This is a genomic window from Gemmobacter nanjingensis (assembly GCF_014652195.1).
Taxonomy (GTDB): domain Bacteria; phylum Pseudomonadota; class Alphaproteobacteria; order Rhodobacterales; family Rhodobacteraceae; genus Gemmobacter; species Gemmobacter caeni.
Map to the genome: position 1 here is coordinate 88,772 of NZ_BMYI01000010.1, position 25,038 is coordinate 113,809.

At 65.8% G+C, this 25,038-nt stretch carries 21 protein-coding genes and 1 riboswitch; of the genes, 11 read left to right on the forward strand and 10 right to left on the reverse strand.

What is annotated here, in order from left to right:
* Positions 1-36: 36 nt before the first annotated feature.
* Positions 37-1,041, reverse strand: a complete 1,005-nt coding sequence (locus IE126_RS15960) for a TAXI family TRAP transporter solute-binding subunit (RefSeq protein ID WP_054304297.1) — start codon at positions 1,039-1,041, stop codon at positions 37-39.
* Positions 1,042-1,256: 215 nt separating this feature from the next.
* A riboswitch (FMN riboswitch) is annotated at positions 1,257-1,385 on the forward strand.
* Positions 1,386-1,461: 76 nt separating this feature from the next.
* On the opposite strand from IE126_RS15960, the gene IE126_RS15965 reads away from it, so the two are divergent.
* Complete coding sequence (locus tag IE126_RS15965; RefSeq protein WP_108129815.1) at positions 1,462-1,914, forward strand: 6,7-dimethyl-8-ribityllumazine synthase; 453 nt, start codon at positions 1,462-1,464, stop codon at positions 1,912-1,914.
* A gap of 2 nt (positions 1,915-1,916) precedes the next feature.
* Here IE126_RS15965 and IE126_RS15970 read toward each other — a convergent pair whose 3' ends face one another.
* From IE126_RS15970 to IE126_RS15995, 6 genes are all read right to left on the reverse strand, one after another.
* Positions 1,917-3,548: a glycerol-3-phosphate dehydrogenase/oxidase gene (locus IE126_RS15970; RefSeq protein ID WP_189381581.1), complete on the reverse strand. Its 1,632-nt coding sequence runs from the start codon at positions 3,546-3,548 to the stop codon at positions 1,917-1,919.
* Position 3,549: 1 nt separating this feature from the next.
* The gene (locus IE126_RS15975; protein ID WP_189381582.1) at positions 3,550-5,064 is read right to left on the reverse strand and encodes an FGGY-family carbohydrate kinase; all 1,515 of its coding nucleotides are present in this window, start codon (positions 5,062-5,064) and stop codon (positions 3,550-3,552) included.
* 91 nt (positions 5,065-5,155) lie between these two features.
* The gene (locus IE126_RS15980; protein WP_054304301.1) at positions 5,156-6,103 is read right to left on the reverse strand and encodes a D-ribose ABC transporter substrate-binding protein; all 948 of its coding nucleotides are present in this window, start codon (positions 6,101-6,103) and stop codon (positions 5,156-5,158) included.
* A 93-nt stretch (positions 6,104-6,196) separates the two neighbouring features.
* Positions 6,197-7,237 (reverse strand): ABC transporter permease, encoded by a 1,041-nt coding sequence (locus tag IE126_RS15985; protein WP_054304302.1) that lies wholly within the window; start codon positions 7,235-7,237, stop codon positions 6,197-6,199.
* A 37-nt stretch (positions 7,238-7,274) separates the two neighbouring features.
* Positions 7,275-8,816 (reverse strand): sugar ABC transporter ATP-binding protein, encoded by a 1,542-nt coding sequence (locus IE126_RS15990; protein ID WP_054304303.1) that lies wholly within the window; start codon positions 8,814-8,816, stop codon positions 7,275-7,277.
* On the reverse strand, positions 8,813-9,469 hold the full coding sequence (locus tag IE126_RS15995; protein WP_189381583.1) for a DUF2291 family protein: 657 nt from the start codon (positions 9,467-9,469) through the stop codon (positions 8,813-8,815). The genes IE126_RS15990 and IE126_RS15995 overlap by 4 nt, the downstream gene beginning before the upstream one ends.
* A gap of 375 nt (positions 9,470-9,844) precedes the next feature.
* On the opposite strand from IE126_RS15995, the gene IE126_RS16000 reads away from it, so the two are divergent.
* The 5 genes from IE126_RS16000 to IE126_RS16020 are packed head-to-tail and all read left to right on the forward strand — an operon-like array spanning position 9,845 to position 16,016.
* Positions 9,845-11,425, forward strand: coding sequence for an FGGY-family carbohydrate kinase (locus tag IE126_RS16000; RefSeq protein ID WP_108129809.1), 1,581 nt, complete (start codon positions 9,845-9,847; stop codon positions 11,423-11,425).
* Between the two features lies 1 nt (position 11,426).
* Complete coding sequence (locus tag IE126_RS16005) at positions 11,427-12,938, forward strand: glycerol-3-phosphate dehydrogenase (protein ID WP_108129808.1); 1,512 nt, start codon at positions 11,427-11,429, stop codon at positions 12,936-12,938.
* Positions 12,939-12,945: 7 nt separating this feature from the next.
* A complete protein-coding gene (locus IE126_RS16010; protein ID WP_189381584.1) occupies positions 12,946-13,878 on the forward strand; it encodes a sugar phosphate isomerase/epimerase family protein in 933 nt (310 codons plus the stop codon).
* 25 nt (positions 13,879-13,903) lie between these two features.
* Positions 13,904-15,046 (forward strand): iron-containing alcohol dehydrogenase, encoded by a 1,143-nt coding sequence (locus IE126_RS16015; protein WP_189381585.1) that lies wholly within the window; start codon positions 13,904-13,906, stop codon positions 15,044-15,046.
* 10 nt (positions 15,047-15,056) lie between these two features.
* A complete protein-coding gene (locus IE126_RS16020; protein ID WP_108129805.1) occupies positions 15,057-16,016 on the forward strand; it encodes a sugar-binding transcriptional regulator in 960 nt (319 codons plus the stop codon).
* On the opposite strand, the gene tkt is transcribed toward IE126_RS16020, so the two are convergent.
* Positions 16,013-18,031, reverse strand: a complete 2,019-nt coding sequence (tkt, locus tag IE126_RS16025) for a transketolase (protein ID WP_189381586.1) — start codon at positions 18,029-18,031, stop codon at positions 16,013-16,015. The genes IE126_RS16020 and tkt overlap by 4 nt on opposite strands.
* Positions 18,032-18,173: 142 nt before the next feature.
* Between tkt and IE126_RS16030 the strand changes: the two genes are divergently transcribed.
* The 5 genes from IE126_RS16030 (at position 18,174) to fba (ending at position 22,274) form a co-directional block, all read left to right on the forward strand.
* Positions 18,174-18,938 (forward strand): DeoR/GlpR family DNA-binding transcription regulator, encoded by a 765-nt coding sequence (locus IE126_RS16030; RefSeq protein WP_189381587.1) that lies wholly within the window; start codon positions 18,174-18,176, stop codon positions 18,936-18,938.
* Between the two features lie 3 nt (positions 18,939-18,941).
* Positions 18,942-19,706, forward strand: a complete 765-nt coding sequence (locus tag IE126_RS16035; protein ID WP_189381588.1) for a triose-phosphate isomerase — start codon at positions 18,942-18,944, stop codon at positions 19,704-19,706.
* Positions 19,707-19,717: 11 nt separating this feature from the next.
* Positions 19,718-20,179: a D-erythrulose-4-phosphate isomerase gene (derI, locus tag IE126_RS16040; RefSeq protein WP_054304312.1), complete on the forward strand. Its 462-nt coding sequence runs from the start codon at positions 19,718-19,720 to the stop codon at positions 20,177-20,179.
* A 63-nt stretch (positions 20,180-20,242) separates the two neighbouring features.
* Entirely contained in the window at positions 20,243-21,235 is a 993-nt protein-coding gene (locus IE126_RS16045) for a class 1 fructose-bisphosphatase (protein ID WP_308429986.1), read from the forward strand.
* Positions 21,236-21,239: 4 nt separating this feature from the next.
* Positions 21,240-22,274, forward strand: coding sequence for a class II fructose-bisphosphate aldolase (gene fba, locus IE126_RS16050; RefSeq protein WP_108129802.1), 1,035 nt, complete (start codon positions 21,240-21,242; stop codon positions 22,272-22,274).
* Here the strand turns inward: fba and IE126_RS16055 are convergent.
* Positions 22,268-23,884, reverse strand: coding sequence for an AMP-binding protein (locus tag IE126_RS16055; RefSeq protein WP_189381589.1), 1,617 nt, complete (start codon positions 23,882-23,884; stop codon positions 22,268-22,270). The genes fba and IE126_RS16055 overlap by 7 nt on opposite strands.
* A complete protein-coding gene (locus IE126_RS16060) occupies positions 23,881-24,972 on the reverse strand; it encodes an LLM class flavin-dependent oxidoreductase (RefSeq protein ID WP_054304315.1) in 1,092 nt (363 codons plus the stop codon). The genes IE126_RS16055 and IE126_RS16060 overlap by 4 nt, the downstream gene beginning before the upstream one ends.
* Positions 24,973-25,038: the final 66 nt, after the last annotated feature.

The following is a 25,038-nucleotide window of genomic DNA, read 5'->3' on the forward strand; positions in this document are numbered from 1 at the left end:
GGCCCCTGCTTCTGGCCGGTCTTGCGCCGGTCCTCGTTACTTCAGCAGGCCCGCTTCCTTGTAGAAGCGTTCCGCGCCCGGATGCAGCGGGATGCCCACGCCGTTCAGGGCGGTATCCGCCGTGATCAGCTTGCCTTTGGAATGGCCGGAATCCAGCAGCTTGCGGGTGTTCTCGTTCCACAGCGCCTTGGTGATCTGGTACACCAGCTCTTCCGGCTGATCGGCGCTGGTGATCCACTGCGCACCGACCGACAGCGTTTTCACATCGTCGGCATTGCCTTCATAGGTGCCGCCCGGCACGGTATCTGCCGCGAAGAAGCTGTACTTCTCGCAGATCGCGGGCGCTTCCTCGCAGGTGATCGGCACGATCTTCACCGCATGCTGGCTGGCCAGTTCGGCAATCGCACCGGCTGGATAGCCACCCACGAAGAAGAACGCATCCATTGCGCCATCGCGCATCCGGTCGGCGGCCTGATCAGGCTTCAGGAACTCGGCCTTCACGTCCCCTTCGGACAGGCCGTAGCCTTCCAGAATGATGCGCGCATCAACCAGCGTGCCCGACCCCGGCTCGTCCAGCGAGACGGTCTTGCCCTTCAGATCGGCTACACCGTTGATGCCCGATTCCGCGCTGGCGACCAGATGGATGCTTTCCGGGTAAAGGTTGGCAATGGCGCGCAGCTTCTCGACCGCAGGCTTGCCTTCCCAGATGCCCGTGCCGCTGTAGGCCCAGGTTGCCACGTCGGATTGCGAGAAACCTGATTCCAGCGTGCCACCGGCGATGGCGTTGATATTGGCGACCGAGCCGTTTGAGGACAGGGCCGAAGCGATAAGCCCCGGCACACCACAGGAGCCGCCCTCTTCACAGGGGCGCGACCCCGGCGGGTTCGAGATGGCATTGGCCAGCAGGCCGCCGATCGGGTAGTAGGTGCCAGCCGTGCCGCCGGTGCCGATACGGAAAAACGCCATGTCCTGCGCCTGCGCAGCACCCGCCACAAGGCCGGCCGTCAGCGCCAGACCCGCAAAGAATTTCTGATGAATCATACCAGCATCTCCCCTTGGCATTGAGGGCACCGTTCATCACGCGCCCTTGATCGCCACAGTAAGACCGACCAAATGGTCAAATGCAACCGCTTTGGGACAGGCGAAATGCCAATCCGGCCGCCTTAATGCCGGATTTGTTGACTCCTGGCTGCCGGTTTCCGACATGCCGATGCCGGTTGCAGGCTGGTCATCGCGCCACAGACAGGTTAGTCAGAAAGGGTTCTCAGGGCGGGGTGCAACTCCCCACCGGCGGTATAGCCCGCGAGCGCCTTCGGCAACGAAGGGTCAGCAGATCCGGTGAAACTCCGGGGCCGACGGTATAGTCCGGATGGAAGAGAATCGCGCACGGCCTGCCTCCCGCGGGCCGGGTGTGACTCGTGCTCTGGGACCTGACGCAATTGAACGGAAGGTTCCGAAAACATGACGACCAAAACCCCCCGCATCGCTTTCATCCGCGCGCGCTGGCACGATGACATCGTGGACCGTGCACATGAGGGCTTTCTGGCCGAGGCCGCCCGGCTGATCCCCGGCGCCGAGGTGGAAACCTTCGACGTGCCCGGTGCATTCGAAATGCCGCTGGCCGCGAAGAAACTGGCGCAGACCGGGCATTTCAACGCCGTGGTGGCTGCCGCCTTCGTGGTGGATGGCGGCATCTACCGCCACGATTTCGTCGCCGGTGCCGTGGTGACCGGGCTGATGAATGTGGGTCTTGAAACCGGCGTGCCCTGCCTGTCGGTCTCGCTGACGCCGCATAACTACCAGCCGGTCGATGTGCTGACCGATTTCTACCGCGACCATTTCGTCAAGAAGGGCGCCGAGGCCGCCAGCGCGGTGCGGCAGCTTCTGGACCTTGAGGCGCGGCTGGCAGGCTGAGCCTAAAGCCGCATATGGTGGCGCCCGGTCAGCCGGGCGCGCACCTGCGCCAGTTCAGCCTCGCGGCGTGGTGCGTCCCAGTTCAGAACTTCGGCGAGCAGCCCTGCGATCCGGTCCAGGTCGCGCATGCTCAGCCGCCCGGTGACGGCAAGCGCGGTGCGCCGCATCACCAGATCCTCCAGACCTTGCACCTGTTCGTTGCGGCTCAGCCAGCCCAGCTCTTCCAGTGTGTAATCGGGCGCATCTTCCAGCGAGGTGGGCGCCGTACCCTCCGCCTGCAGAATCGCCCGCGCCGTGGTGCCATAGCGTGCGAGCAGCGTGGCCGCCCGCCCCGGCGCCCCGCCCGCCTCAGCCGCCCAGACCGCAGGGTCAGCCGGATAATCCCGCCCGCCTCCGATGGGCAGATCGCGCGTGCTGACGCGCCGCGCCCGACCAAGGCGCGACAGAACCGTATCCGCCACCTCCTCGGCAAAGCCACGGAAGGTTGTCCACTTGCCGCCAACCAGCGAGATCACCGGCCAGTCGCGCGCATCTGACGGCTCGATTACCGGGGCGGAATGGTCGCGGCTGATCAGCCCCGCCGCCGTGCCATCCGACGCGGGCAGGGGCCGGATGCCGGAATAGGCATAGACGATCTGGCTGCGGTCGAACGCCAGCCCCGGCAGCAGGCTGCGCAGGCTTTGCAGAAAATAGTCGATTTCGCCGTCCTCGCAGCGCACGCCGTCCGGGTCATCGGCACGGGTATCGGTCGATCCGACCAGCGCCCGCCCAAGATAATCGAACACCAGGCAGATGCGCCCGTCATCGGCCTCGAAATAGATCATCCGCCCCTTCAGCGCCGCCAGAAGCGCCGGATGATCCAACAGGATATGCGAACCCTTGGTGCCGCCGATCAGCCGCGTTTGCAGGCCCAGCCTGGCGTTCACCGCGTCGATCCACGGCCCCGCCGCATTGATCACCACACGCGGGCGCAGTGCCAGTTCGGTGCCATCGACGGCACGCAGTCGCACCGTGGCGCCCTCCGCCCCCAGCAAGGCGCAATGATTGAAGGCCCGCGACGCCGGGCTGGCCCGCAAACCATCCTGCATCAGCTCCAGCACCAGCCGTTCGGGATGCGCCACGGTCGCGTCATAGTAGCGCCCTGCCGCCACGATGCGCGGGGTCAGCGGCGGGATTTCGGCCAGCGCCCTCGCCCGGCCCCACAGCGCATGGCGCGGCATGACCCGCGCGCGGGCCCCATAGAAATCGTAAAGCGCGAGGCCAATTTTCATCAGCACCGCCCCGCGTGCCCGTGGCGCGGTGGTCGATCCCATCAGCGTGCGCAGCGCCGCGCCAATGCCCTTGAACCACGAAAAGATCGGGATCACGGTCGGCAGCGGATGCACGCAATGCGGCGCGTTGCGCAGGAGAAGGTTCCGCTCCAGCGTCGATTGGGCGACAAGGCGAAACTCGCCGGTTTCCAGATACTTGATGCCGCCATGGATCAACCGCGAGGGCGCAGCCGATGTGCCCGAGCCATAGTCGCCCTTGTCGGCGATCACGCAGGTCAGCCCCTGTTCGCAAAGATCGCGGAACAGGCCCGCGCCATTGATCCCGGCGCCGAGGATCAGCACGTCAATGGGGGTCTCGGTCATTTCAGGCAGTATCCTCGGGGGCCAGAGCCTCCAGCGCGGGCCAGATCGGCGCCAGTTGTGCGGCGATTTCGCCATGCAGCGCGTAACGGCGGGCCATCTCGGCGGCGCGTTCGGGCTGCGGGTCAAAGGTGGCGCCTTCCGGCGCTGGCGGGCCGTGCCGCGGGCTTAGGTAAAGCCCCACCCCTGCCCCGGCACAAAGCGCGGCGCCCCAGGCGGCGGCCTCGCCGGTGCCGGGCACGGTGACCGGCAGGTTCAGCACATCGGCAAACAGTTGCGCGATGGCCGGATTGCGGGAAATCCCCCCGGTCAGCCGTACTTCGCGCGGGGCAAACCCTTCGCGCAGCGCATCGACATGCAGGCGGTGGTTGAAGGCGATGCCCTCCACCACGGCGCGCAGCATGTAACCCCGGTCATGCCAGCCGCGCAGGCCAAGAAAGCCGGCGCTGGCCCCCGCTCCATGGGGTGAACCGAACAGGTAGGGGTGGAACATCAGCGTCGATTGCCGCGCCAGCGCGGCCTGCAACTCTGCCGCCGCCTGCGGATGGATCGAGCCCCCCGCAGCCTCGGCCGCCTGCCGCTCGGCGCCGAAGGTGCGATCCAGCAGCCAGTCGTAATTGGTGGCCGAGGCTGGTGAGATCGCCATGGCGTTCCATTCACCCGGCGCAATGCCGTTACGGCAGAACCAGCGCGCATCGCTGAGCGGCTGCCGCGTCACGGTTTCGTTGATCGAATAGGTGCCTGCGACAATGGCAACGATCCCCTCGCCATAGCCGCCGATGCCAAGGCCAGAGGCCGTCACATCGTGCAGCCCCGCCACCACCGGCGTGCCGATGCGCAGCCCCGTCAAAGCGGCGGCGGCTTCGGTTACATGGCCCACCACATGATCCGGGCGGCTGATTTCAGGCAGGTTCAGCGTGCCAAGCCCGAAAATGCCGGGAATGTCTGCTGCATAGGCCTGCGTCGATACATCGGTGAAAGAGGTGCTGGCCTCGGTCAGATCGGTGCCGATGCTGCCGGTCAGGCAAAACCGGATCCAGTCCTTGCAGGCCAGGACATGCCCGATCCGGGCGAAACGCTCGGGCTGGTTTCGCGCAATCCAGACCAGCAGCGCCGAAGGGGCAGAGGCATGCGGTTCCTGCCCCGTGCGCGCCAAAGCGGCCGCGGCGGTGCCATCGGCCTGCCAGCCCGCGACCACGTCCGCCGCGCGGCTGTCCAGCGACAGGATGCCCGCGCCCAGCGGTTGCGCCGCCTGATCGAGCAAGTAAAGCCCGTCGCCATGCGCTGTCGCCGCCACTGCCGTGATATCACCCGGCGCGCGGCCAGATCTGGCCAGCGCCTCGGCCACCGCTTCGGCCGTCGCGCGCCAGAGACCGGCCATGTCACGTTCGACATACCGGGGCTGCGGTATCTGTTGCGGCACACGGCGCAGCGCCGCCGCGATCTCGCGCCCGTTCTCGTCAAAAATCACCGCCTTGCTGACGGTCAGGCCGTTGTCGATACCCAGCAGGCAAGCCATGGCAGATCCCTTTCGGAAAGATCGGGGCCGGATGCAGATGCACCCGGCCCCGCCTGAATGCCGGGGCGCGCAGCGGCGCCCCACCCGTCAATCACTCGGACAGGGTGAAAGCGGCGGTGTATTTGTCCACATTGTCCTTGGTGATCAGCAGGCAGTCGAAAAGCTGCTTTTCGGTCGCCGCGCCGGTGGAGCCGGTCTTGATCACGTTGTCGGCCTGACGCACAGCTTCGGCCGAGAAGACCGCGACGGGTTGCAGGACGGTATATTGCATCTCGCCCGCTTTCACCGCCGCGACCGCATCGGGCGAACCGTCGAAGCCGCCGACCTTCACCTGATCCAGCTTGCCCGCCTCTTTCAGCGCGGCAATCGCGCCCAGCGCCATCTCATCATTGCCCGAGATCACGCCAATGATGTCGGGGTTGGCTTGCAACAGCGACTGCATCTTCTGATAGCCTTGGGTGCGGTCCCAGTTCGCCACTTCCTTGCCGACCTTTTCCAGATCCGGGTATTGGGTGATGACGGTCTCGTAGCCGTTCGAACGGGTCGCGGCATTGTTGTCCGACGGATTGCCAAACAGCTCGACGTATTTGCCAGCGTCGCCCACATCGGCCACCCACTGTTCCGCCCCCAGCGCGGCGCCCTGGGCGTTGTTCGACACCAGCTGCGCCTTGGCCAGCCCTTCCTGGTTGATCTCGGCATTCACGAGGATCACCGGGATACCCGCATCCACGGCCTTCTTCACCGCCCCGATGGAGCCATCGGCATTTGCCGGGTCAAGGATGATAGCAGCCGACTTGTTGGTGATCGCGGTGTCGATCAGCGTGCTTTCGGCATTGGTGTCGCCCTTGTGGGCCGAGACATTGGCGGTATAGCCCATGCTTTCGGCGGTGGCCTTGGCCACTTCGCCCTCGGTGAACCAATAGGGGTTCGCCGGGTCGGTGACGATGATCGAGATCAGCCCCTCGGCTGCGGCGGCATAGCTCATCAGCGGGGTGACGGCCACGGCGGCCATCAGGGCTCGGCGGGTCAGTTTCAGCATGGTTCTCTCTCCCTTGGTTTGGTCGTTTGCCGTCTTGGCAAGGCTTTCCGCGCGGGTCGGTTGGGTCCGGCCCGGTCGGGAAGGTCGGTCGGCTCAGCCCTTGCGCGGGCCTTTGCCGTATTGGATGGAGTTCATCAGCACGGCGAGCACGATCACCGCGCCGGTGAACACGGTCTGCCAGTAGGACGAGATCCCGATGATCACGAGCCCGTCGGACAGGAAGCCGATAACGAAGGCGCCCAGCATGGTGCCGCGCACCGTGCCGCGCCCGCCGGTCAGCGCGGCGCCGCCGATGACCACCGCTGCGATGGCGGTCAGTTCATAGGTGGTGCCAGCCGTCGGCCCGGCCGAGGTGAGCTGCGACGACAGCACCAGCCCCGCCACCGCCGCCAGCATGCCCGACAGCGTGTAGACGGTGATCTTCACCCGCTTGACCGGCACGCCCGACAGATCGGCCGCACGTTCATTGCCGCCCGAGGCGTAGAGCCAGCGCCCGAAAGCCGACCGGCTGAGCATCAGACCCGCCAGCACCGCAATTCCCGCCAGCACGAGAACCGAGATCGGAATACCCGCCAGCCTGTTGAAGCCCAGCCAGTCGAAGCCGGTGTTGCCCAGTTCCGGGCGCCCCGAAAGATTGTTGTAGGTCAGGCCGTTGGTCATCAGCAGGGCGACGCCGCGTGCCACATACATCACGCCCAGCGTGGCGACAAAGGCGGGCACCTTGAACCAGGCAATCAGCACGCCGTTCACCGCGCCCACCGCCGCGCCCAGCGCGCAGGTCAGCACCACGACCGCCCAGACCGGCGGGTAGAGGATGACGCCCAGCGCCTGCATCTCCACCCCCTGCATCAGCGCCCCGGCGATCACGCCGGAAAGCGCCAGCACCGAACCGACGGACAGATCGATCCCGCCGTTCAGGATCACCAGCAGCATGCCCACGGCCAGAATACCGTAGATCGCAACATGGCTGGCCATGATGAGGAAGTTCGACACCGTGAAATAGTTCGGCGACAGGAAGGAAAACACGGCGACGATCAGGATCAGCGCAAAGAAGGCGCGGCCTTCCAGCAGCAGCCGGCCAAGGCTGAAGGCGGGTTTCGCGGCGGCCGTGCGGGCGAGTGTGGTATCCGACATGGGATGGCTCCGTTACTTGGTCGCTGAGGATCGGCCGTCAGGCCGCCACGGACTCGCCCGAGGCGGCCATGATCTTTTCCTTGCTGACGTTGGAATCGAATTCGGCCGAGATGCGGCCCTTGTGCATGACGATGATCCGATGCGCGATCGACAGGCATTCACCGACTTCCGAGGTCGAATAGATCACGGCAAGGCCGCGCTTCGCCTCTTCGGCCAGCAGCTTGAACACCTCAGCCTTGGCGCCGATGTCGATACCGCGCGAGGGTTCATCCAGCATGATGACGCGGGGTTTCGTCGCCAGCATCTTGCCGATGACGACCTTCTGCTGGTTTCCGCCAGACAGTGAGCCGATGGCGGCGGCCGGGCCGGAGGTTTTCACCGTCACCTCGCGGATAGAGGCGTCGATCAGCGCGCGTTCGGCCTTCTTCTGGGTAAACAGCCCTTTGGTAAAGCTGGCGATGGAGGCAAGCGACAGGTTCTCGCCCACGCTCATGGTCTGCACGAGGCCGTCGCGCTGCCGATCCTCGGGGACAAGTGCCAGACCGCGCGCGATGCGTTCCGCGATGGAAAGATGCGAAATTTCGCGGCCCTCCAGCACCACCTCACCACTACTGGCGCGCAAACGGCCCGCCACGGTTTCCAGAAGCTCCGTCCGCCCGGCGCCCATCAGCCCGTAAATGCAGACCACCTCACCCGCGCGCAGATCCAGCGACAGCCGGTCCACCACGTTGAAGGCCCCCCCTTTGGGATCGGCCACCGTCAGGTCGCGCACCGACAGCGCCACTTCGCCAAAGACATGCCCCTCGGGCGGGCTGCCCAGATCGTAATTGTCGCCCACCATGTTGCGGACGATCCATTCAAGGTCGATTCCGCCGCGTGGCGCATAGGCGGTCATCGTGCCATCACGCAATACCACCGCGTGATCGGTGATCTGCAACGCCTCTTCCAGGTGGTGCGAGATATAGACGATGCTGACACCCTTGGCCGTCAGGTCGCGGATGACCTTGAACAGCACCTCAACCTCGGACGCCGACAGTGCGCTGGTCGGTTCGTCCATGATCAGGATGCGGCTGTCCACCGACAGGGCGCGGGCGATTTCCACGATCTGCTGCTGGCCAAGGCGCAACTCCTCCACCGGGGTCAGCGGGTCGATGTCTTCCTCAAGCTCTGCCATCAGGCGGCGGGCCTGACGTTCCTCTTCGGCGAAATCGACGCCGGTCGGGCCCATGATCTCGCGCCCCATGAAGATATTGTCGCGCACGCTCAGGTTCGGGGCGAGGCTGAGTTCCTGGTGAATGATGGAAATCCCGCGATCCCGCGCCTCGGTCGAATTGTTGAAGGCGACCGGCTTGCCATCAAGAATGATCTCGCCGCTGGTCGGCTGGATCACACCGGAAAGGATCTTCATCAGCGTCGACTTGCCCGCGCCATTCTCGCCGAACAGCGTGGTCACCTGCCCGCGATGAATGTCGAAGTTCACGCCTTTCAGCGCATGAACATTACCGTAGGATTTCGCCACGTTACGGGCGGCCAGAACCACCTCGGCCAGATCCGGTTTTTGCTGCGGAACATCGGTCATTTCACGGTGATCCTCACAGGGGTGATCATCCAGTTTTTGGGATTCACCAGCCGGAACGCGCCGATGACCTCGACCGTCCTGCCTTGCAACGATGCGGTATCCAGCCCGTCCAGAACGGCCTTTTTCATGGCGCGGTTGATGCCAGAGCCGGCATCCTGATACTCGATCTGGTTCTTGAAACTGCCAAAGGCGATGTCCCCCGGCGCGTCGCGCAGATCGGTGCCGTTGATTGCCGGGCCGGTTTGCAGCCGGACCTTGATTTCCGGCGGCATGCCCTCGACGGCAAGCTGGTAGACGCCTGATTTTCCCTCACCCACCACACCGGAAAGCTTCACCGGAATGATGGCCCCTGTCGAAGACACGGTGCCGTATTTCTGGCCCGCCGCCGCCTTGTCGGCCAGAGCCTCAGGCGCGATGACCAGCGCATCCACCGCCCGGCCCTCGATATTGGCCTGAATGCGGGGAAACTCCGCCTCGCCAAAGCTGTCGGGCGAAAACGCCTGCTGGCGCACATCCAGATCGGACCCGAGACGCACCACCTTGGTATCCAGCGCCATCGCCGCCAGCAGCGCGAGGCCCAGCGCCAGCGAAAGCATCAGCCCACGGCGCGGCGCGGCGGGCGCACGGGGGGCGGGGGATGTGGCGCGGTTCATCGGCGGACCTCCGTGATGATGGAACGGCAGGCGGCGAATCGAGCCGGGGCGCCCCCGGCGGCCGACGCCGCAAGACGGGCGCCGCACAGCGGGCGCGCTGCCGATGATGTTGTGATCTCTTTCATTTTCAACGGCATGCACCCCTCCCCGGCGCCTGTCGTGACGGCTGTCCTCCCCGATATTTCGCCGCCCTCCAGCGATGCGAACCCCGGCCAGCCTTTTCTTGACAGTTCCAACCGTAACTGAAATAAATTTCGTTGTCCGCAAAAAAATACACATGCATCGTGAAACTGTGCTATGAAGCGGAAACGGCATCGGAGGAGATGCCGGGACACGGCTGCGTATCTGCGGGCCGAAGGCGGGAGGCGAAAAGACATGGCAGGACAGGGCAACGGGCGCGACCTGCTGATCGGCATTGATGCGGGAACCTCGGTCATCAAGGCCGTGGCCTTTGATCTGGCAGGACGTCAGATTGATGCGGCAGCCGTGCCGAATCGTTATGCCAGTCGGACCGGCGGGGCCGTTACGCAGTCGCTGACCGATACCTGGGCCGATTGCGCCGCCGCGCTGCGCGGTCTGGGCGCGAAGATCGCGGGGCTCGCCGCCCGCACCGCCGCGCTGGCAGTTACCGGGCAGGGCGATGGCACCTGGCTTGTGGGGGCGGGCAACCAGCCTGTGGGCGACGCCTGGCTGTGGCTGGATGCCCGTGCTGCACCCACGGTCGCGCGGCTGGCGGCCATAGCCGCGAACCGCACAAGATTCGAGGCGACAGGCACCGGGCTGAACACCTGCCAGCAGGGTAGCCAACTTGCCCACATGCAGACGCATTACCCCGAGCTTTTGGCGCAGGCCGAGGTCGCGCTGCATTGCAAGGACTGGCTTTACCTCAACCTGACGGGCGCGCGCGCCACCGATCCGTCGGAGGCCAGCTTCACCTTCGGCAATTTCCGCAACCGTGCCTATGACGATGCGGTGATTGATGCGCTGGACCTGAGCGCCCGTCGCCACCTGCTTCCCGAAATCATTGACGGCACGCAGATCACCCATCCGCTGACGCCCGGGGCCGCCGCGCAGACCGGGCTTCTGGCGGGTACGCCAGTCAGCCTTGGCTATGTCGACATGGTAATGACCGCACTGGGCGCCGGCGTCGTGGGTGGGCCGGGGGATGTGGCTTGCTCCACCGTCGGCTCCACCGGCGTGCACATGCGCGCGGTTGAGGCCGGCGACGTGCATCTGAACGCCGAGGGCACCGGATATGTGATCTGCCTGCCGGTGCCCGGCCTGGTCACGCAGGTGCAGACCAACATGGCCGCCACGCTGAACATCGACTGGGCGCTGGGTCTTGCCGCCGATGTGTTGCGCGACTTCGGTCAGGAGGTCAGCCACCGCGATCTGGTAGCCCGCATCGACGGCTGGCTGGCGCAAAGCACACCAGGCCAGATCGTCTACATGCCCTATATCTCGGCCGCCGGGGAGCGCGGCCCCTTCGTCAACGCCGACGCCCGCGCGGGCTTCACCGGCCTTTCGCTGAACCACCGCTACCCCGACATTCTGCGCGCCGTGGTCGAGGGGCTGGGCCATGCCATGCGCGATTGCTATGCCGCCATGGGCAGCCTGCCCGGAGAGCTGCGCCTGACCGGCGGGGCCGCCCGGTCGCGCGGGCTGCGTGGCATCCTCTCCGCTGCCATCGACGCGCCAGTGCGCGTGTCGGCCCGCGAAGAGGCCGGGGCGGCAGGCGCTGCCATGATGGCCGCCGTCGCCATCGGCGCCTACCCCGATATGCACGCCTGCATCGCCGACTGGGTCACCCCGCTTCTGGGCGCGTCCGAGACCCCCGACCCCGCGCTGGTCACCGCCTATGGCCGCATCTTTCCCGCTTTTGCCGCCGCGCGGCGTGGCCTTGTCCCCGCCTGGGACGCGCTGGCCGCCGCCCGGACGTTCCATGAAGGAGACTGACATGACCACCGAACCCGGAATGATCGACCTGTTCGTCATCGGCGGCGGGATCAACGGAGCCGGTATCGCGCGCGATGCCGCCGGGCGTGGCCTGTCGGTCGTGCTGTGCGAGAAAGACGATCTGGCCGAGGGCACCTCGTCCCGTTCCGGCAAGCTGGTGCACGGCGGCTTGCGCTATCTGGAATATTACGAATTCCGGCTGGTGCGCGAGGCGCTGATCGAACGCGAAGTTCTGCTGAACGCCGCGCCGCATATCATCTGGCCAATGCGCTTTGTCTTGCCGCACAGCCCCGAGGACCGGCCCGCCTGGCTGGTGCGGCTGGGCCTCTTTCTTTACGACCACCTTGGCGGCCGCAAGAAACTGCCCGGCACCCGAACACTGGACCTGAGGCGCGACCCCGAAGGCATGCCGATCCTCGACCAGTTCACCCGCGGTTTTGAATATTCCGATTGCTGGGTGGATGACGCGCGGCTTGTGGTGCTGAACGCGCTTGGCGCCGCTGAAAAGGGCGCCGAGGTGCTGACCCGCTCGCCTGCCATTTCGGCCCGGCGCGAAAACGGCGGCTGGACCGTCATCACCCGCGACGGCACCACCGGCGAAACCCGAACCTTCCGCGCGAAATGTCTTGTGAACTGCGCCGGCCCTTGGGTCAGCGAGGTGATCAACAATGTCGCCGGGTCCAATTCGTCCCGCAATGTGAGGCTGGTCAAGGGCAGCCACATCATCGTGCCGAAATGGTGGGCCGGATCGAACGCTTATCTGGTGCAGAACCACGACAAGCGCGTCATCTTCATCAACCCCTACGAGGGCGACAAGGCGCTGATCGGCACCACCGACATCGCCTATGAGGGCCGGGCCGAGGATGTGGCGGCAGACGAATCCGAAATCGACTATCTGCTGGCCGCCGTGAACCGCTATTTCAAGGAAAAGCTGCGCCGTTCCGACGTGCTGCACAGCTTTTCGGGTGTGCGGCCGCTGTTCGACGATGGCAAGGGCAACCCTTCTGCCGTGACGCGCGATTATGTCTTCGATCTGGATGAAACCGGTGGCGCCCCGCTTCTGAACGTCTTCGGCGGCAAGATCACCACTTTCCGCGAACTGGCGGAGCGTGGGTTACACCGGCTGCGCCATATCTTCCCGAAAATGGGTGATGACTGGACGCAGCACGCCCCCTTGCCTGGTGGCGAGATGCCCGGCGCGGATTACGAGACCTTCGCCAACGACCTGCGCGACAGTTACCCCTGGATGCCGCGCAAGCTGGTTCAGCATTACGGGCGGCTTTACGGCGCACGCACCCGCGATGTGGTAGGTGCGGCGACCACACTGGCCGGGCTGGGCCGTCACTTCGGCGGCAACCTTTACGAGGCCGAGGTGCGTTACCTGACCGCGAAGGAATGGGCCCGCACCGCCGAGGACATCCTCTATCGCCGGACCAAGCATTACCTGCACCTGACCGAGGCCGAGCGCGCGGCCTTTGCCGACTGGTTCACCGCCGCCCGCCTTGCCGCCTGAGGTTCCCATGACCCTGACGCTCTCGCTCAATACCAATCCGCTGGTGAACCGCTTTGCCGACCCGGATGATCTGATCGACACCGTGGCGCGTGACCTGCGCATCCGTGACCTGCAACTGACGCATGAGTTCATCAACCCGGGCTGGCCCGCCCCGGTGATCCGTCGCCTGACCCGGCAGATGGGTGCCGCGCTGGCACGGACGGGGGTGAGGGTCACCTCTGGCATGACCGGGCCTTACGGGCGGCTCAATCACTTCGGCCACCCCGACCGCGATGTGCGGCGCTATTATGTGGACTGGTTCAAGACCTTCGCCGACATCACCGCCGATCTGGGCGGCACCTCGGTCGGCACACAATTCGCCATCTTCACCTATCAGGATTACGACGATCCGGCGCGGCGCGAGGCGCTGATCCAGACCGCGATCGACTGCTGGGCCGAGGTGGCGGAACATGCGAAATCCGCCGGGCTGCGCTATGTGTTCTGGGAGCCGATGAGCGTCGGTCGCGAATTTGGCGAAACCATCGCCGCCGCGCTGACGCTGCAAGACCGGCTGACGGCGGCGGATATGGCGGTGCCGATGTGGATGATGGCCGATATCGACCATGGCGATGTCACCAGTCCCGACCCCGACGATACAGACCCTTACGCCTGGGCGCGGGCGGTGCCCAAAGTCAGCCCGATCATCCATATCAAGCAGTCAATGATGGACAAATCCGGCCACCGCCCCTTTACGGCGGCCTTCAACGCCAAAGGCTCGATCCAGCCCGAGCCGCTGCTGGCCGCCCTTGCCGAAGGTGGCGCAGTGGATAACGAGATCTGCCTTGAACTCAGCTTCAAGGAACGCGAACCGAATGACCGGCAGGTGATCCCGCAGATCGCCGAAAGCGTGGCTTTCTGGGCGCCGCATATCGACACCGGCGTGCAAAACCTGAATATCTGAGGTCGCACAGCCCCGGAGCCTGCCGATGACCCAAGCCTTCGCCTTCGCCACCTCAACCGAAATCCTGTTCGGGCGCGGCAAGCTGGCCGAGGCGCCGGGCCGCATCGCGGCTCTGGGGCGGCGCGTCCTGCTGGTCGGCGGGGCTACTCCTGCCCGTGCGGCGCCACTGGCCGCCGCTCTGGCAGCGGCGGGCTGCACGGTCACGCATTTCGCCGTGCCGCGCGAACCCGATGTGCAACTGATCGAGGCCGGGGTAGCGCTGGCCCGCGCTTCGGACGCCGAGGTCGTCGTGGCCCTTGGCGGCGGCGCAGTGATCGACGCGGGCAAGGCCATTGCCGCAATGGCGCCCGCCCCGCGTCAGATGCTGGATCATCTGGAGGTCGTGGGCCTTGGCCTGCCGCTGGATGTGGCCCCCCTGCCCTTCATCGCCATCCCCACCACCGCCGGCACCGGGGCCGAGGTCACGCGCAATGCGGTGATCGGTGTGCCCGATCATGCCCGCAAGGTCAGCCTCCGCGACGCGCGGATGCTGCCGCGTCTGGCGCTGGTCGATCCGGCGCTGACCGATGGCTGCCCGCGCGCCATCACGCTGGCCTCGGGGCTGGATGCCATCACGCAGGTGATCGAGCCCTTCACCAGCACCCGCGCCAACCCGCTGACCGACGCGCTTTGCGCCGATGCGATCCCGCGCGGACTGGCGGCGCTGAAGCGGCTGATGCAGAGCGAGGACGCACAGGCGCGCGACGAAATGGCCTGGGTGAGCCTGTGCGGCGGCCTCGCACTGGCCAATGCCGGGCTGGGCGCCGTGCACGGGCTGGCCGGGCCACTGGGCGGGCTGACCGGCGCGGCACATGGCGCGATCTGCGGCGCCCTTCTGCCGCATGTGCTGCGCGCCAATCGCCGTGCCGTGGCCGATCCGGCGCGGCTGAACCGGGTGGCGGGCTGGCTGTCCGAGGCTTTCGAAAGCGCGCCCGACATGGACAGCGCCGCACAGGCTCTGTCTGCATGGTCGCAAAGCGCCGGTCTGCCCGGCCTTGCCGCGCAGGGCATCGGGCCAGAGGCCCGCGCCGCAGCGGCACAGGCCGCCGCCACTTCGTCCTCGATGAAGGCCAATCCGGCGCCCCTGTCGGCAGCCGATCTTGTCGCCGTCCAAGACGCCGCCGCCTGAAAGGAAGCCCATGGCCCGCCGCAGCCCGCTTGACCCCGAGGAAAGCCTCGCCATCCGCGCGGCCTGGTTGCATTACGCGGGTGGGCTGACACAGGCCGCCGTGGCGAAACGGCTGGGCCTGCCCTCGGTGAAAACCCACCGGCTGATCGCGCGGGCGGTGGCGGACGGGGCGGTCAAGGTGTCCATCGACGGCGCGATTGTCGAATGCGTGGAACTGGAGCAACAGTTGGCCACCCGCTACGGGCTGGAAAGCTGCGAGGTTGCCCCCGATCTGGGGGAAGAAGGGCTGCCGCTGCGCGCGCTGGGTCTGGCGGGCGCGGGCTTCCTGCGGCGGGTCATTGAAAGCAGTGAACATGCGGTGATCGGCCTTGGCCATGGCCGCACGCTGGCCGCCGCCGTCCAACACCTGCCGCGCTTTGACGCCGGGGGCACACGCTTCGTCTCGCTTCTGGGCGGGCTGACGCGGAACTACGCCGCCAACCCGCATGACGTGATGCACCGCATGGCCGAAAAGACCGGTGCGCAATCCTATGTCATGCCGGTGCCCTTCTTCGCCAATTCGGCCGAGGACCGGGCGATCCTGCTGGCACAACCCGGCGTGCGCGAGGTGTTCGACATGTCGAACGGCGCGGGGCTGAAGGTGGTGGGCATCGGCACCGCCGACGCCGATGCACAGCTTGTCGCCTCGGGCATGATCGAACCGCGCGAGATCGCCGAAATCAATGCGGCGGGTGGCGCGGGCGAGATGCTGGGCCACTTCTTTGACGCTGCCGGGCATGTGCTGGAAACCACGCTGACCGCGCGGACCCTGGCCGTGGATCTGGACGGGCCGGAGGGCAGCCATGTCGTCGCCATCGCAGGCGGGCCGGGCAAGGTTGCGGCTGTGCGGGCGGTGTTGAACAGCGGCAGGTTACGGGGCCTCATCACCGACGAGGCCACCGCCATGGCACTGATGCAGGGCGCGGATTAACCCCGCGCCAAAAGTTTTGCCCGCGCCATGATCGCCTCTTTGGTGATCCCGAACTCCTGATACAGCCGCTCTGCCGGGGCGGAGGCGCCGAAGCCCGGCATACCGATCACGTCATCCTCGGTGGCGACATAACGGGTCCAGCCGAACTTGCCCGCAGCCTCAACCGCGATGCGGGGGGCATTGCCCAGAACCTCGGCGCGATATTCGGCGGGCTGAGCCTCGAACAGCTCCCACGAGGGCATGGAGACCACGACAACCGCTATGCCTTCGCCATGCAGCGCCCCGGCGGCTTCGACGGCCAGCGCAACCTCGGTGCCCGTCGCGATCAGCGTCACATCCCGCCCTTCGCCGAACTGGCGGATCACATAGGCGCCCTTCGCGGTCAGGTTTTCGGCTCCCGCCTCCAGACGCAGTTGCGGCACGTCCTGACGCGACAGCGCCATCAGCGAGGGCACATGGCGGTTGCGAATGGCGATATCCCAGGCTTCCAGCGTTTCCACCACATCGGCGGGGCGGAACACCGTCAGCCCCGGAATAGCGCGCAACGAGGCCATGTGTTCGATGGGCTGGTGGGTCGGGCCGTCCTCGCCCAAACCGATGCTGTCATGCGTCATCACATAGACGACGCCCAGACCCATCAGCGCCGACAACCGGATCGCATTGCGGCAATAGTCGGAAAACACAAGGAACGTGCCGCCATAAGGAATGAACCCGCCATGCAGGGCGAGGCCGTTCATCGCGGCCGCCATACCGAATTCGCGCACGCCATAGCCGATGTAACGACCCGGCGCCTCGCGCGTATACTGGCTGTCCACCGCCGGAACGCGCGTGAGGTTCGAGCCGGTAAGGTCAGCCGAACCACCGATCATTTCGGGCAGCGCCGGGGTCAGCGCCTCCAGCGCCATCTGGCTGGCCTTGCGGGTGGCGGCCTTCTTCGGCTGGGCGAACAGCGCCGCGCGCGCCTCGGCCACGGCGGCATCATATGCCGGGGGAAGATCGCCCGACAGGCGGCGCAGAAACTCGGCCCGTTCCGCCTCGGGGCGGGCGGCAAGGCGGGATTCCCATGCCGAACGATCCGCAGCCCCGCGCACCCCGATAGCCTGCCATTCGGCACCCAGATCGGCGGGAATTTCAAACGGCGCGGCGGTCCAGCCAAGTGCCGCCTTGGTCGCTTCGGCCTCAGCCGCACCAAGCGGAGAGCCATGCACCGCATAGGTGCCCGCCTTGCCGGGCGAGCCGAAACCGATCACGGTCTTCATCGCGATCAGCGAAGGCTTCGCGGTTTCCGCCTTCGCCGCCGCGATGGCCGCATCCAGAGCCTGCCCGTCATGGCCATCGCAGCTTTGCACATGCCAGCCGCAGGCGCGCAGCCGCGCCGGCACATCCTCGGAGAAGCTGACCGAGGTCGGCCCGTCAATGGTGATGGCATTGTCATCGTAAAGCAGGATCAGCTTGCCCAGTCCCAAATGCCCGGCAAGGCTGATCGCCTCTTGCCCGATCCCCTCTTGCAGGCAGCCGTCGCCCAGAAACACATAGGTATGGTGATCCACCAGATCGGCGCCGAACTCGGCCGCCAGCCTGCGTTCTGCCAGCGCCATGCCGACAGCGGTGGCAATGCCCTGCCCCAGCGGCCCGGTCGTGACCTCGATCCCCTGCGCATGGCCATATTCCGGGTGGCCCGCCGTGATCGCGCCCCACTGCCGGAAGTTGCGGATCTGATCCAGCGTCATGTCCTCGTAGCCCGTCAGATGCAGCAGCCCGTAAAGCAGCATCGAAGCATGGCCGTTCGACAGCACGAAACGATCACGATCCGGCCATGCGGGATTCTTCGCATCAAATTTCAGATGCTTGCGAAACAGCACTGCGGCCGCATCCGCCATCCCCATCGGCGCGCCGGGGTGGCCGGATTTCGCCGCCTCCACCGCGTCGATGGCCAGCGCGCGCAGGCAGTTGGCAAGAGCGAAGTTCTGCGGGTCAAGCGCGGCCTTGGCCGCGATGGCGTTGTCCATCGGCATGGGCGTCCTCCTGTTTGCGCTAACGTAACTTCTGCTCTGTGATTTCACAACAAAAATCACATCATAAAATCACAACATAACAATAATGTTGTTGTGATATGCCGCGCCCATGTTAGAAAGCGATCAGCAGCAGGAGGGAATCGTGAAGCGCGAGGAACGCAGACAGGCGATCATGGATCTGCTGGTCGAGGCGCGCGCCGTCGATCTGGATGACCTGGCCGACCGCTTTGCCGTGTCGAAAATGACCATTCACCGCGATCTGGACGATCTGGAACAGGCGGGCCTGCTGCGCAAGGTGCGTGGCGGCGCCACCATCGAGGCCGGAACTCAGTTCGAAAGCGACTTCCGCATCCGCGAATTGCAGGACGGCGCCGCCAAGGCCCGCATGGCCCGCGCCGCGCTGGATCTGATCGAGCCGGGCATGACGGTGATGATCAACGATGGCTCCATGGCCGCGCTGCTGGGTGCCTCGCTGGTGGACAAGCGGCCGCTGACCGTCATCACCAACAATGCCGCCATCCTTGACCGGCTGAAGAACGAAGCGGGCATCACGCTGATCGCCCTCGGCGGCGTGTTCAGCGCCAAATTCAACGGCTTTTTCGGTGTGGTGACCGAAGGCGCACTCGCACGGCTGCGCGCCGATATCGCCTTCATCTCTTCCCCTGCCGTCTCGGGCCTGCAAGCCTTTCACATGGATGACGCCGTGGTGCGCGCCAAGCGCGCCATGATGGCGGCTTCGGCCCGCTGCTGCCTGCTGATCAACCACGCCCGTTTCGGCCGCTCGGCGCTGCATGTGCTGGCCGATCTGACGGAGTTCGACACCATCATCACTGACGATGCCCCCGCGCCCGAGGATCGCGCCGCGCTGGACCGCGCGGGGATCGCTTTGACCATTGCCAAGGATTGATACATGGAACCGCAAGTCTGGATCGGCACAAGCTGGAAGATGAACAAGGTGTTGGCCGAAGGCCGCGCCTTTGCTGAAGGGCTGCGTGCTGCCGACACCGCGCGCGATCCGCGCATCCAGCGCTTCGTCATCCCGCCCTTCACCCTTGTGCGCGAGGTGAAGGCGGCGCTGGCCGACACCAGCGTCAAGGTCGGTGCGCAGAACATGCACTGGGCCGATGACGGTGCCTGGACCGGCGAGGTCTCGCCCGTGATGCTGAAGGATTGCGGGCTGGACATCGTGGAACTCGGCCACAGCGAGCGGCGCGAGCATTTCGGCGAGACCGATGAAACCGTCGGCCTCAAGACCGAGGCGGCGGTGCGCCACGGGCTGATCCCGCTGATCTGCATCGGCGAAACGCTGGCTGAACGCGAATCGGGCCGCGCGCAAGAGGTGCTGGAGACGCAGGTGCGTGGCGCCCTGGACAAGCTGTCGGGGGCGCAGAAACAGGCGCAGATCCTGCTGGCCTATGAACCCGTCTGGGCCATCGGGGTGAATGGCATCCCCGCGACCTCCGATTACGCCGATGCGCGGCAGGCGGAGATCATCACAGTGGCCGAAGACGTGCTCGGCCGCCGCATCCCCTGCCTCTATGGTGGCTCGGTCAATCCGGGCAACTGCGAGGAACTTATCTCCTGCCCGCATATCGACGGGCTGTTCATCGGGCGCTCGGCCTGGAATGTCGAAGGTTACCTCGACATTCTGGCCCGTTGCGCTGCCAAACTGTGAAGGATCACGACATGAAACTGGCAATTGCAGGCGACAGCGCGGGTGAAGGTCTGGCCAAGGTTCTGGCCGAACACCTGAAGGATAAGCACGATGTGGCCGAGATCAGCCGCACCGAGGCTGGCCCCGACACCTTCTACGCCAACCTCTCGGACCGCGTAGCAAGCGAGGTTCTGGCGGGCACCTATGACCGCGCGATCCTCGTCTGCGGCACCGGCATCGGCGTCTGCATCGCGGCGAACAAGGTGCCGGGCATCCGCGCCGCGCTGACGCATGACACCTATTCCGCCGAACGCGCCGCGCTGTCGAACAATGCGCAGATCATCACCATGGGCGCCCGCGTCATCGGAACCGAGCTTGCGAAGGCCATCGCCGACGCCTGGCTGGCCGAAACGATGAATTTTGACGCGAGCGGCCGGTCCGCCGGCAATGTTTGCGCCATTGATGAGGTGGACGCGAAGTACAACAAGCGGTAATCGCTTGATCAGAGAGCTTGACGGGGTGCGTTGGCCCGCACCCCAGCCAATCCGAAAGGGGCAATGATGCTTCGCCTGCCCAATGACGGCGCTGCCACCGGCACGCCGCTGGACGAATACCTGCGCCCACGCGGCGGGGCGGCGGCCATTGTCGCCGCGCTGGCTCATGCCTTGCCGCCGCTGGCCGACCGGCTGGCCGCCGGACGCCTGCATGGCGACCCCGAGGCCATCGTCGGCACCAACGATTCCGGTGACAAGCAGAAGGCGCTGGACGTTGCCGCGCATGATCACATGCTGGCGGCCCTTGCCGCTGCTGGCGTGCGCAAGGTGCTGTCGGAAGAGGCCGAGGCGGTGATCGACCTTTCCGCCGAAGGCGCCTTCGACGTGGCAATCGACCCGATCGACGGCTCCGGCTCCATCGGGATCGGTGCGCCGCTGGGGATGCTGTTTTCCATCCTGCCCGCCGCGCCCGAGGGCTTTCTGCGGACCGGCCGCGCCATCGTGGCGGCGGGCTATGCCTCTTTCGGGCATAGCTGCGACTTCGGCTTCTCGCTGGGCGAAGGCGTGATCATCGCCACCTTCGACCGCGAGTTGAACGGGTTCCGCATCGCCCGCGAGGGTGTGACGCTGAAGCCGGAAACGAAAAGCATCGCCTATAACGCCTCGAACGAACGGCACTGGCCAGAGGGGCTGCAAGCCTGGGCGCGCGATCTGCGCGCCGGGAAGGAAGGCCCGCGCGGCAAGGATTTCAACATGCGCTGGCTGGCAGCGGCAGTGGGCGAATTGCACCGCATCCTGCTGCAAGGCGGCGTGTTTCTCTATCCCGCCGACCGCCGCAAAGGGTATGAGAACGGCCGCCTGCGGCTGGTTTACGAAGCCGCGCCCATTGCCTTTCTGATGGAGCAGGCGGGCGGCAAGGCCACCGATGGCGCCGTGCCGATCCTTGACCGGCAGCCGCAGTCCCTGCACGAAAATACCGCACTGATCTTCGGTGCCGCGGAAGAGGTCGATACCATCGGCTGCTACCTCGGCGCCCCCAACCCCCGACAAGGATGATTCCATGGCCCGGATCACGCTTCGCCAACTGCTCGACCACGCCGCCGAAAACGGCTACGGCGTCCCCGCCTTCAACATCTCGAACATGGAACAGGGGCTGGCCATCATGGCCGCCGCGAAGGCGACCAATTCGCCGGTGATCATTCAGGCGAGCCGCGGCGCCCGCGCCTATGCCGGTGACCGCGTTCTGGCCCGCCTGATCGACGGCCTGACCGAAACCTACCCGGACATCCCGGTCTGCATGCACCTTGACCATGGCAACAACCTCGCCACCTGCGCGACCGCCATCCAGAACGGCTTCACCTCGGTGATGATGGACGGCTCGCTGAAAGAGGACGGCAAGACCCCGGCCGACTACGCCTATAACCGCAACATCACCAGGGCGGTGGTCGATATGGCCCATGCCTGCGGCGTGTCGGTCGAGGGCGAGCTGGGCGTTCTGGGCAGCCTTGAAACCGGGATGGGCGATCAGGAAGACGGCCATGGCGCGACCGAGAAGCTGAGCCATGACCAGCTTCTGACCGACCCGGCAGAGGCCGAGAAATTCGTGGCCGAAACCGGCGTCGATGCGCTGGCCATCGCCATGGGCACCTCGCACGGCGCCTACAAGTTCACCCGCAAACCCGACGGCGACATCCTTGCAATGCATGTGATCGAGGAAATCCACCGCCGCCTGCCGAACACCCATCTGGTGATGCACGGCTCGTCCTCGGTGCCTGAGGATCTGCAAAAGATCATCAACGCCTATGGCGGCGACATCAAGCCGACCTGGGGCGTGCCGGTCGAGGAAATCCAGCGCGGCATCAAGTCGGGCGTGCGCAAGATCAATATCGACACCGACAACCGCCTTGCCGCGACCGCCGCGATCCGCAAGTCGTTCTCGGAAGACCCGGCCGAGTTCGACCCGCGCAAATACCTGAAAGCCGCGATGGGCATGATGACCGAAGTCTGCAAACAGCGGTTCGAGGCTTTCGGCACCGCTGGCAACGCCGACAAGATCCGCGTCATGCCGGTCGAGGCGATGGCGAAACGTTACTGATCCGACCGGGCGCGCAGGCCCTGCTTGCGCGCCCGCAGGTCATGACCGCGGGGCGCCGCCAAAGGTGCCTCGGCCAGCGCGCCCAGATCGGCGCGCCGAAGTTTCTGGGTCGAGGTCGTGGGCAGACTGTCCACGAACACAACCACCCCCGGCACCTTGAAGTAGCTGAGTTGCGTCGCGCAACGGTCGAACACCGCCTGCGCCAGCGCGGCTTCGTCCTGCCCCGCCTTCGGCACGATGACGGCCAGAACCTCCTCGCCGCGCAGCGGTTCGGGCATGGCGACCACGGCAACCTGTGCGACACCGGCGCAAGAGGCCACCGCGCCTTCAACCTCGATGGCCGCAATATTCTCGCCCGAGCGGCGGATGATGTTCTTCTTGCGGTCGTTGAAGTAAAGCCGCCCCGCCGCGTCGCGGATCACCACATCGCCGGTATGGAACCAGCCGCCCGCCCAGGCCTCGGCCGTGGCTTCCGGGTTCTTCAGATAACCCGAGAACAGCCCCCGGCGCGGATCGTCCCCCGACGCCCGGACCCAAAGTTCGCCTGGCGTTCCGTCGGGCACATCGGCGCCCGTGTCATCGACCACGCGCGCCTCCATCGCCGGGCCGGGGCGCGCGGGGTTGCCGATGCAACGGCTGCCCAACACGCGCGGCTCCTCCCATGCGCACAGCACACAGGCACCGCCGGTTTCCGTCATGGCCCAGCCTTCCAGCAGCGGCACGCCATAGCGCGCCTCGAACACCGCATGGTGATCAGGATGCACGCCACCGCCCAGACCGAACCGCATGCCATGCGCGCGATCCTCGGGGCCTTCCGGCAGTTCCAGCAAGATGGCGGGCATGACACCAAGATAATGGAAGCAGGTCGCGCCCGTCTCTGCCGCCTCGTGCCACCAGTTGCGGGGGTGGAAGCGATCCACAATGATCTGCGCCCCGCCGGTCGTCAGCATCCCCATGAAGGAATGGCCCGACGCATTGACGTGAAACGCGGGCAGCGGCGTCATCAGCCGCTCAGCCCAGGGACGCAGCGAGATCGCGCCGCCCTGCGCGGCATACCATCGTCCCCAGTTCAGGAAGTAAAGGTTCGACAGGATGCAGCCTTTGGGCTTGCCCGTCGTGCCAGAGGTATAGACCAGCGCCGCCTCGGCTTCCTCGCCCGTCTGGCCGCCGGGGGCAGCCGGGGCCGGGGGCGGCACCTCGCCGGGCCCGATCACCGGCAGGCCCAGCGGCGCAGCGGCGGTGCGGACATGGGCCGCACGCGCTTCCAGCGCAATCGCCAGAACCGCGCCACTATGGCCCAGCACATAGCCGAACTCCTCGGCGCTGCCGTCTGGGTTCAGCGGCACCGCGCTGATGCCCAAGCTGTTCAGTGCCAGCCAGTGCAGGAAATGCTCGGGCCGGTTTTCCAGCAGCAGCGCCACCCGGTGTCCCGGCCCATAGCCAGCCGCTGCGAAATCAGACGCCAGCCGCGCCACTTCGGCCTGAACCTCGCCATAGCTCCATTGCGCCTTCGCGCCCCACATCGCCTGAACCGAGGCAGGCAGCAGGAACAGCGGCGCATCGGGGCGTTCGGCAGCTTTATCCGCCAGCAGCGCGGCAAGGGTCGTCATGTGCGCAGGCCCGCCTTTTGCAGAAGCGGCAGAACCCTGTCGCAGAAATAAGGAAGTTCATACAGGTAGTTGGCGAAAGACAGCGCGATCCCGGCATAACCCTGCTCCGAAATCGCCTTCATCTCTTCGACAATCTTTTCCGGTGTGCCGACCAGCGGATAGCTGCCCGCCCCACCGGCAAAACGCTTGCGATAACGGTCATAGGCATCGGCGTCATGGGAATGCGAGAATTCCTTCTTGCCCGCCATATGCTGATCGACGGCTTCTTTATCCGCCAGTGTCACGGCATAGCGTTCGTAATACTCTTCCGCCTCGGCCTGCGTTTCGCGGCAGACCACATGGCAGACGGTATAACAGCCGACATCGCGACCCACCTTTTCGGCGCGGCCACGAATATCCGCGACATGTTTGCCTGCCTCGGCAATCTCGGTGAATGTTGTGAACAGATATTCACAATGCGCCGCCGCGAAGTCACGGCCAGGGCCACCGAAAGCCGCGTTCATCGTCACCGGACGCGGGGTTTGCAGGCTGGCCGGGCGGCTGACCGCCTGTTTCAGCTGGTAGAAATCGCCGTTGAGATCAATCGGCCCCTCGGCGGCATAGACCTGCTCGATGATCCGCAGCCATTCCGACGCCTGATCATAGCCCTTTTCCACCAGCGGGATGTTGAACATCCCGAATTCCTTCGGGTTCCAGCCGCAGACGATGTTCAGCCCGGCCCGCCCGCCCGAGATATGATCCACCGTCGCCAGCGCCTTGGCCGCGTAAAGCGGATGCACGATCGGCACATGCACGGTCATGAACAACCCGATGCGCTGCGTCGCCGCCGCAAGCCCCGCCGCCCAGGTGAAGGTCTCGTAAGACCATTCGCGCACCTTGTTCTTGCCGCCGAACCCGGCCCAGCGGGCGATGGGCAGGAAAAAGTCGATCCCCGCGCGGTCGGCGATCTGCGCCGCCGACAAATTGTCGTTCCACAGCGCGCGCCAGCGTTCAGGCACATCGGTAATGGCCAGCCCACCGTCGGCATTTGCCGCAAAGATACCAAGCTTCAGCTTGTTCGGGCCTTTCAGGGGATGCAGTCGCGTCATCGGAGCCTCGTGAAAAAGGCGGCTGACCTGTGGTCAGTCGGTCAGGGGAAAGGAGGCGCGCGTCGG

Bases quoted from the DNA above. Each gene is read 5' to 3' on its own strand.
- IE126_RS15960 (WP_054304297.1), bottom strand. From the start codon at position 1,041: ATGATTCATCAGAAATTCTTTGCGGGTCTGGCGCTGACGGCCGGCCTT.
- IE126_RS15965 (WP_108129815.1), top strand. From the start codon at position 1,462: ATGACGACCAAAACCCCCCGCATCGCTTTCATCCGCGCGCGCTGGCAC.
- IE126_RS15970 (WP_189381581.1), bottom strand. From the start codon at position 3,548: ATGACCGAGACCCCCATTGACGTGCTGATCCTCGGCGCCGGGATCAAT.
- IE126_RS15975 (WP_189381582.1), bottom strand. From the start codon at position 5,064: ATGGCTTGCCTGCTGGGTATCGACAACGGCCTGACCGTCAGCAAGGCG.
- IE126_RS15980 (WP_054304301.1), bottom strand. From the start codon at position 6,103: ATGCTGAAACTGACCCGCCGAGCCCTGATGGCCGCCGTGGCCGTCACC.
- IE126_RS15985 (WP_054304302.1), bottom strand. From the start codon at position 7,237: ATGTCGGATACCACACTCGCCCGCACGGCCGCCGCGAAACCCGCCTTC.
- IE126_RS15990 (WP_054304303.1), bottom strand. From the start codon at position 8,816: ATGACCGATGTTCCGCAGCAAAAACCGGATCTGGCCGAGGTGGTTCTG.
- IE126_RS15995 (WP_189381583.1), bottom strand. From the start codon at position 9,469: ATGAACCGCGCCACATCCCCCGCCCCCCGTGCGCCCGCCGCGCCGCGC.
- IE126_RS16000 (WP_108129809.1), top strand. From the start codon at position 9,845: ATGGCAGGACAGGGCAACGGGCGCGACCTGCTGATCGGCATTGATGCG.
- IE126_RS16005 (WP_108129808.1), top strand. From the start codon at position 11,427: ATGACCACCGAACCCGGAATGATCGACCTGTTCGTCATCGGCGGCGGG.
- IE126_RS16010 (WP_189381584.1), top strand. From the start codon at position 12,946: ATGACCCTGACGCTCTCGCTCAATACCAATCCGCTGGTGAACCGCTTT.
- IE126_RS16015 (WP_189381585.1), top strand. From the start codon at position 13,904: ATGACCCAAGCCTTCGCCTTCGCCACCTCAACCGAAATCCTGTTCGGG.
- IE126_RS16020 (WP_108129805.1), top strand. From the start codon at position 15,057: ATGGCCCGCCGCAGCCCGCTTGACCCCGAGGAAAGCCTCGCCATCCGC.
- tkt (WP_189381586.1), bottom strand. From the start codon at position 18,031: ATGCCGATGGACAACGCCATCGCGGCCAAGGCCGCGCTTGACCCGCAG.
- IE126_RS16035 (WP_189381588.1), top strand. From the start codon at position 18,942: ATGGAACCGCAAGTCTGGATCGGCACAAGCTGGAAGATGAACAAGGTG.
- derI (WP_054304312.1), top strand. From the start codon at position 19,718: ATGAAACTGGCAATTGCAGGCGACAGCGCGGGTGAAGGTCTGGCCAAG.
- IE126_RS16045 (WP_308429986.1), top strand. From the start codon at position 20,243: ATGATGCTTCGCCTGCCCAATGACGGCGCTGCCACCGGCACGCCGCTG.
- fba (WP_108129802.1), top strand. From the start codon at position 21,240: ATGGCCCGGATCACGCTTCGCCAACTGCTCGACCACGCCGCCGAAAAC.
- IE126_RS16055 (WP_189381589.1), bottom strand. From the start codon at position 23,884: ATGACGACCCTTGCCGCGCTGCTGGCGGATAAAGCTGCCGAACGCCCC.
- IE126_RS16060 (WP_054304315.1), bottom strand. From the start codon at position 24,972: ATGACGCGACTGCATCCCCTGAAAGGCCCGAACAAGCTGAAGCTTGGT.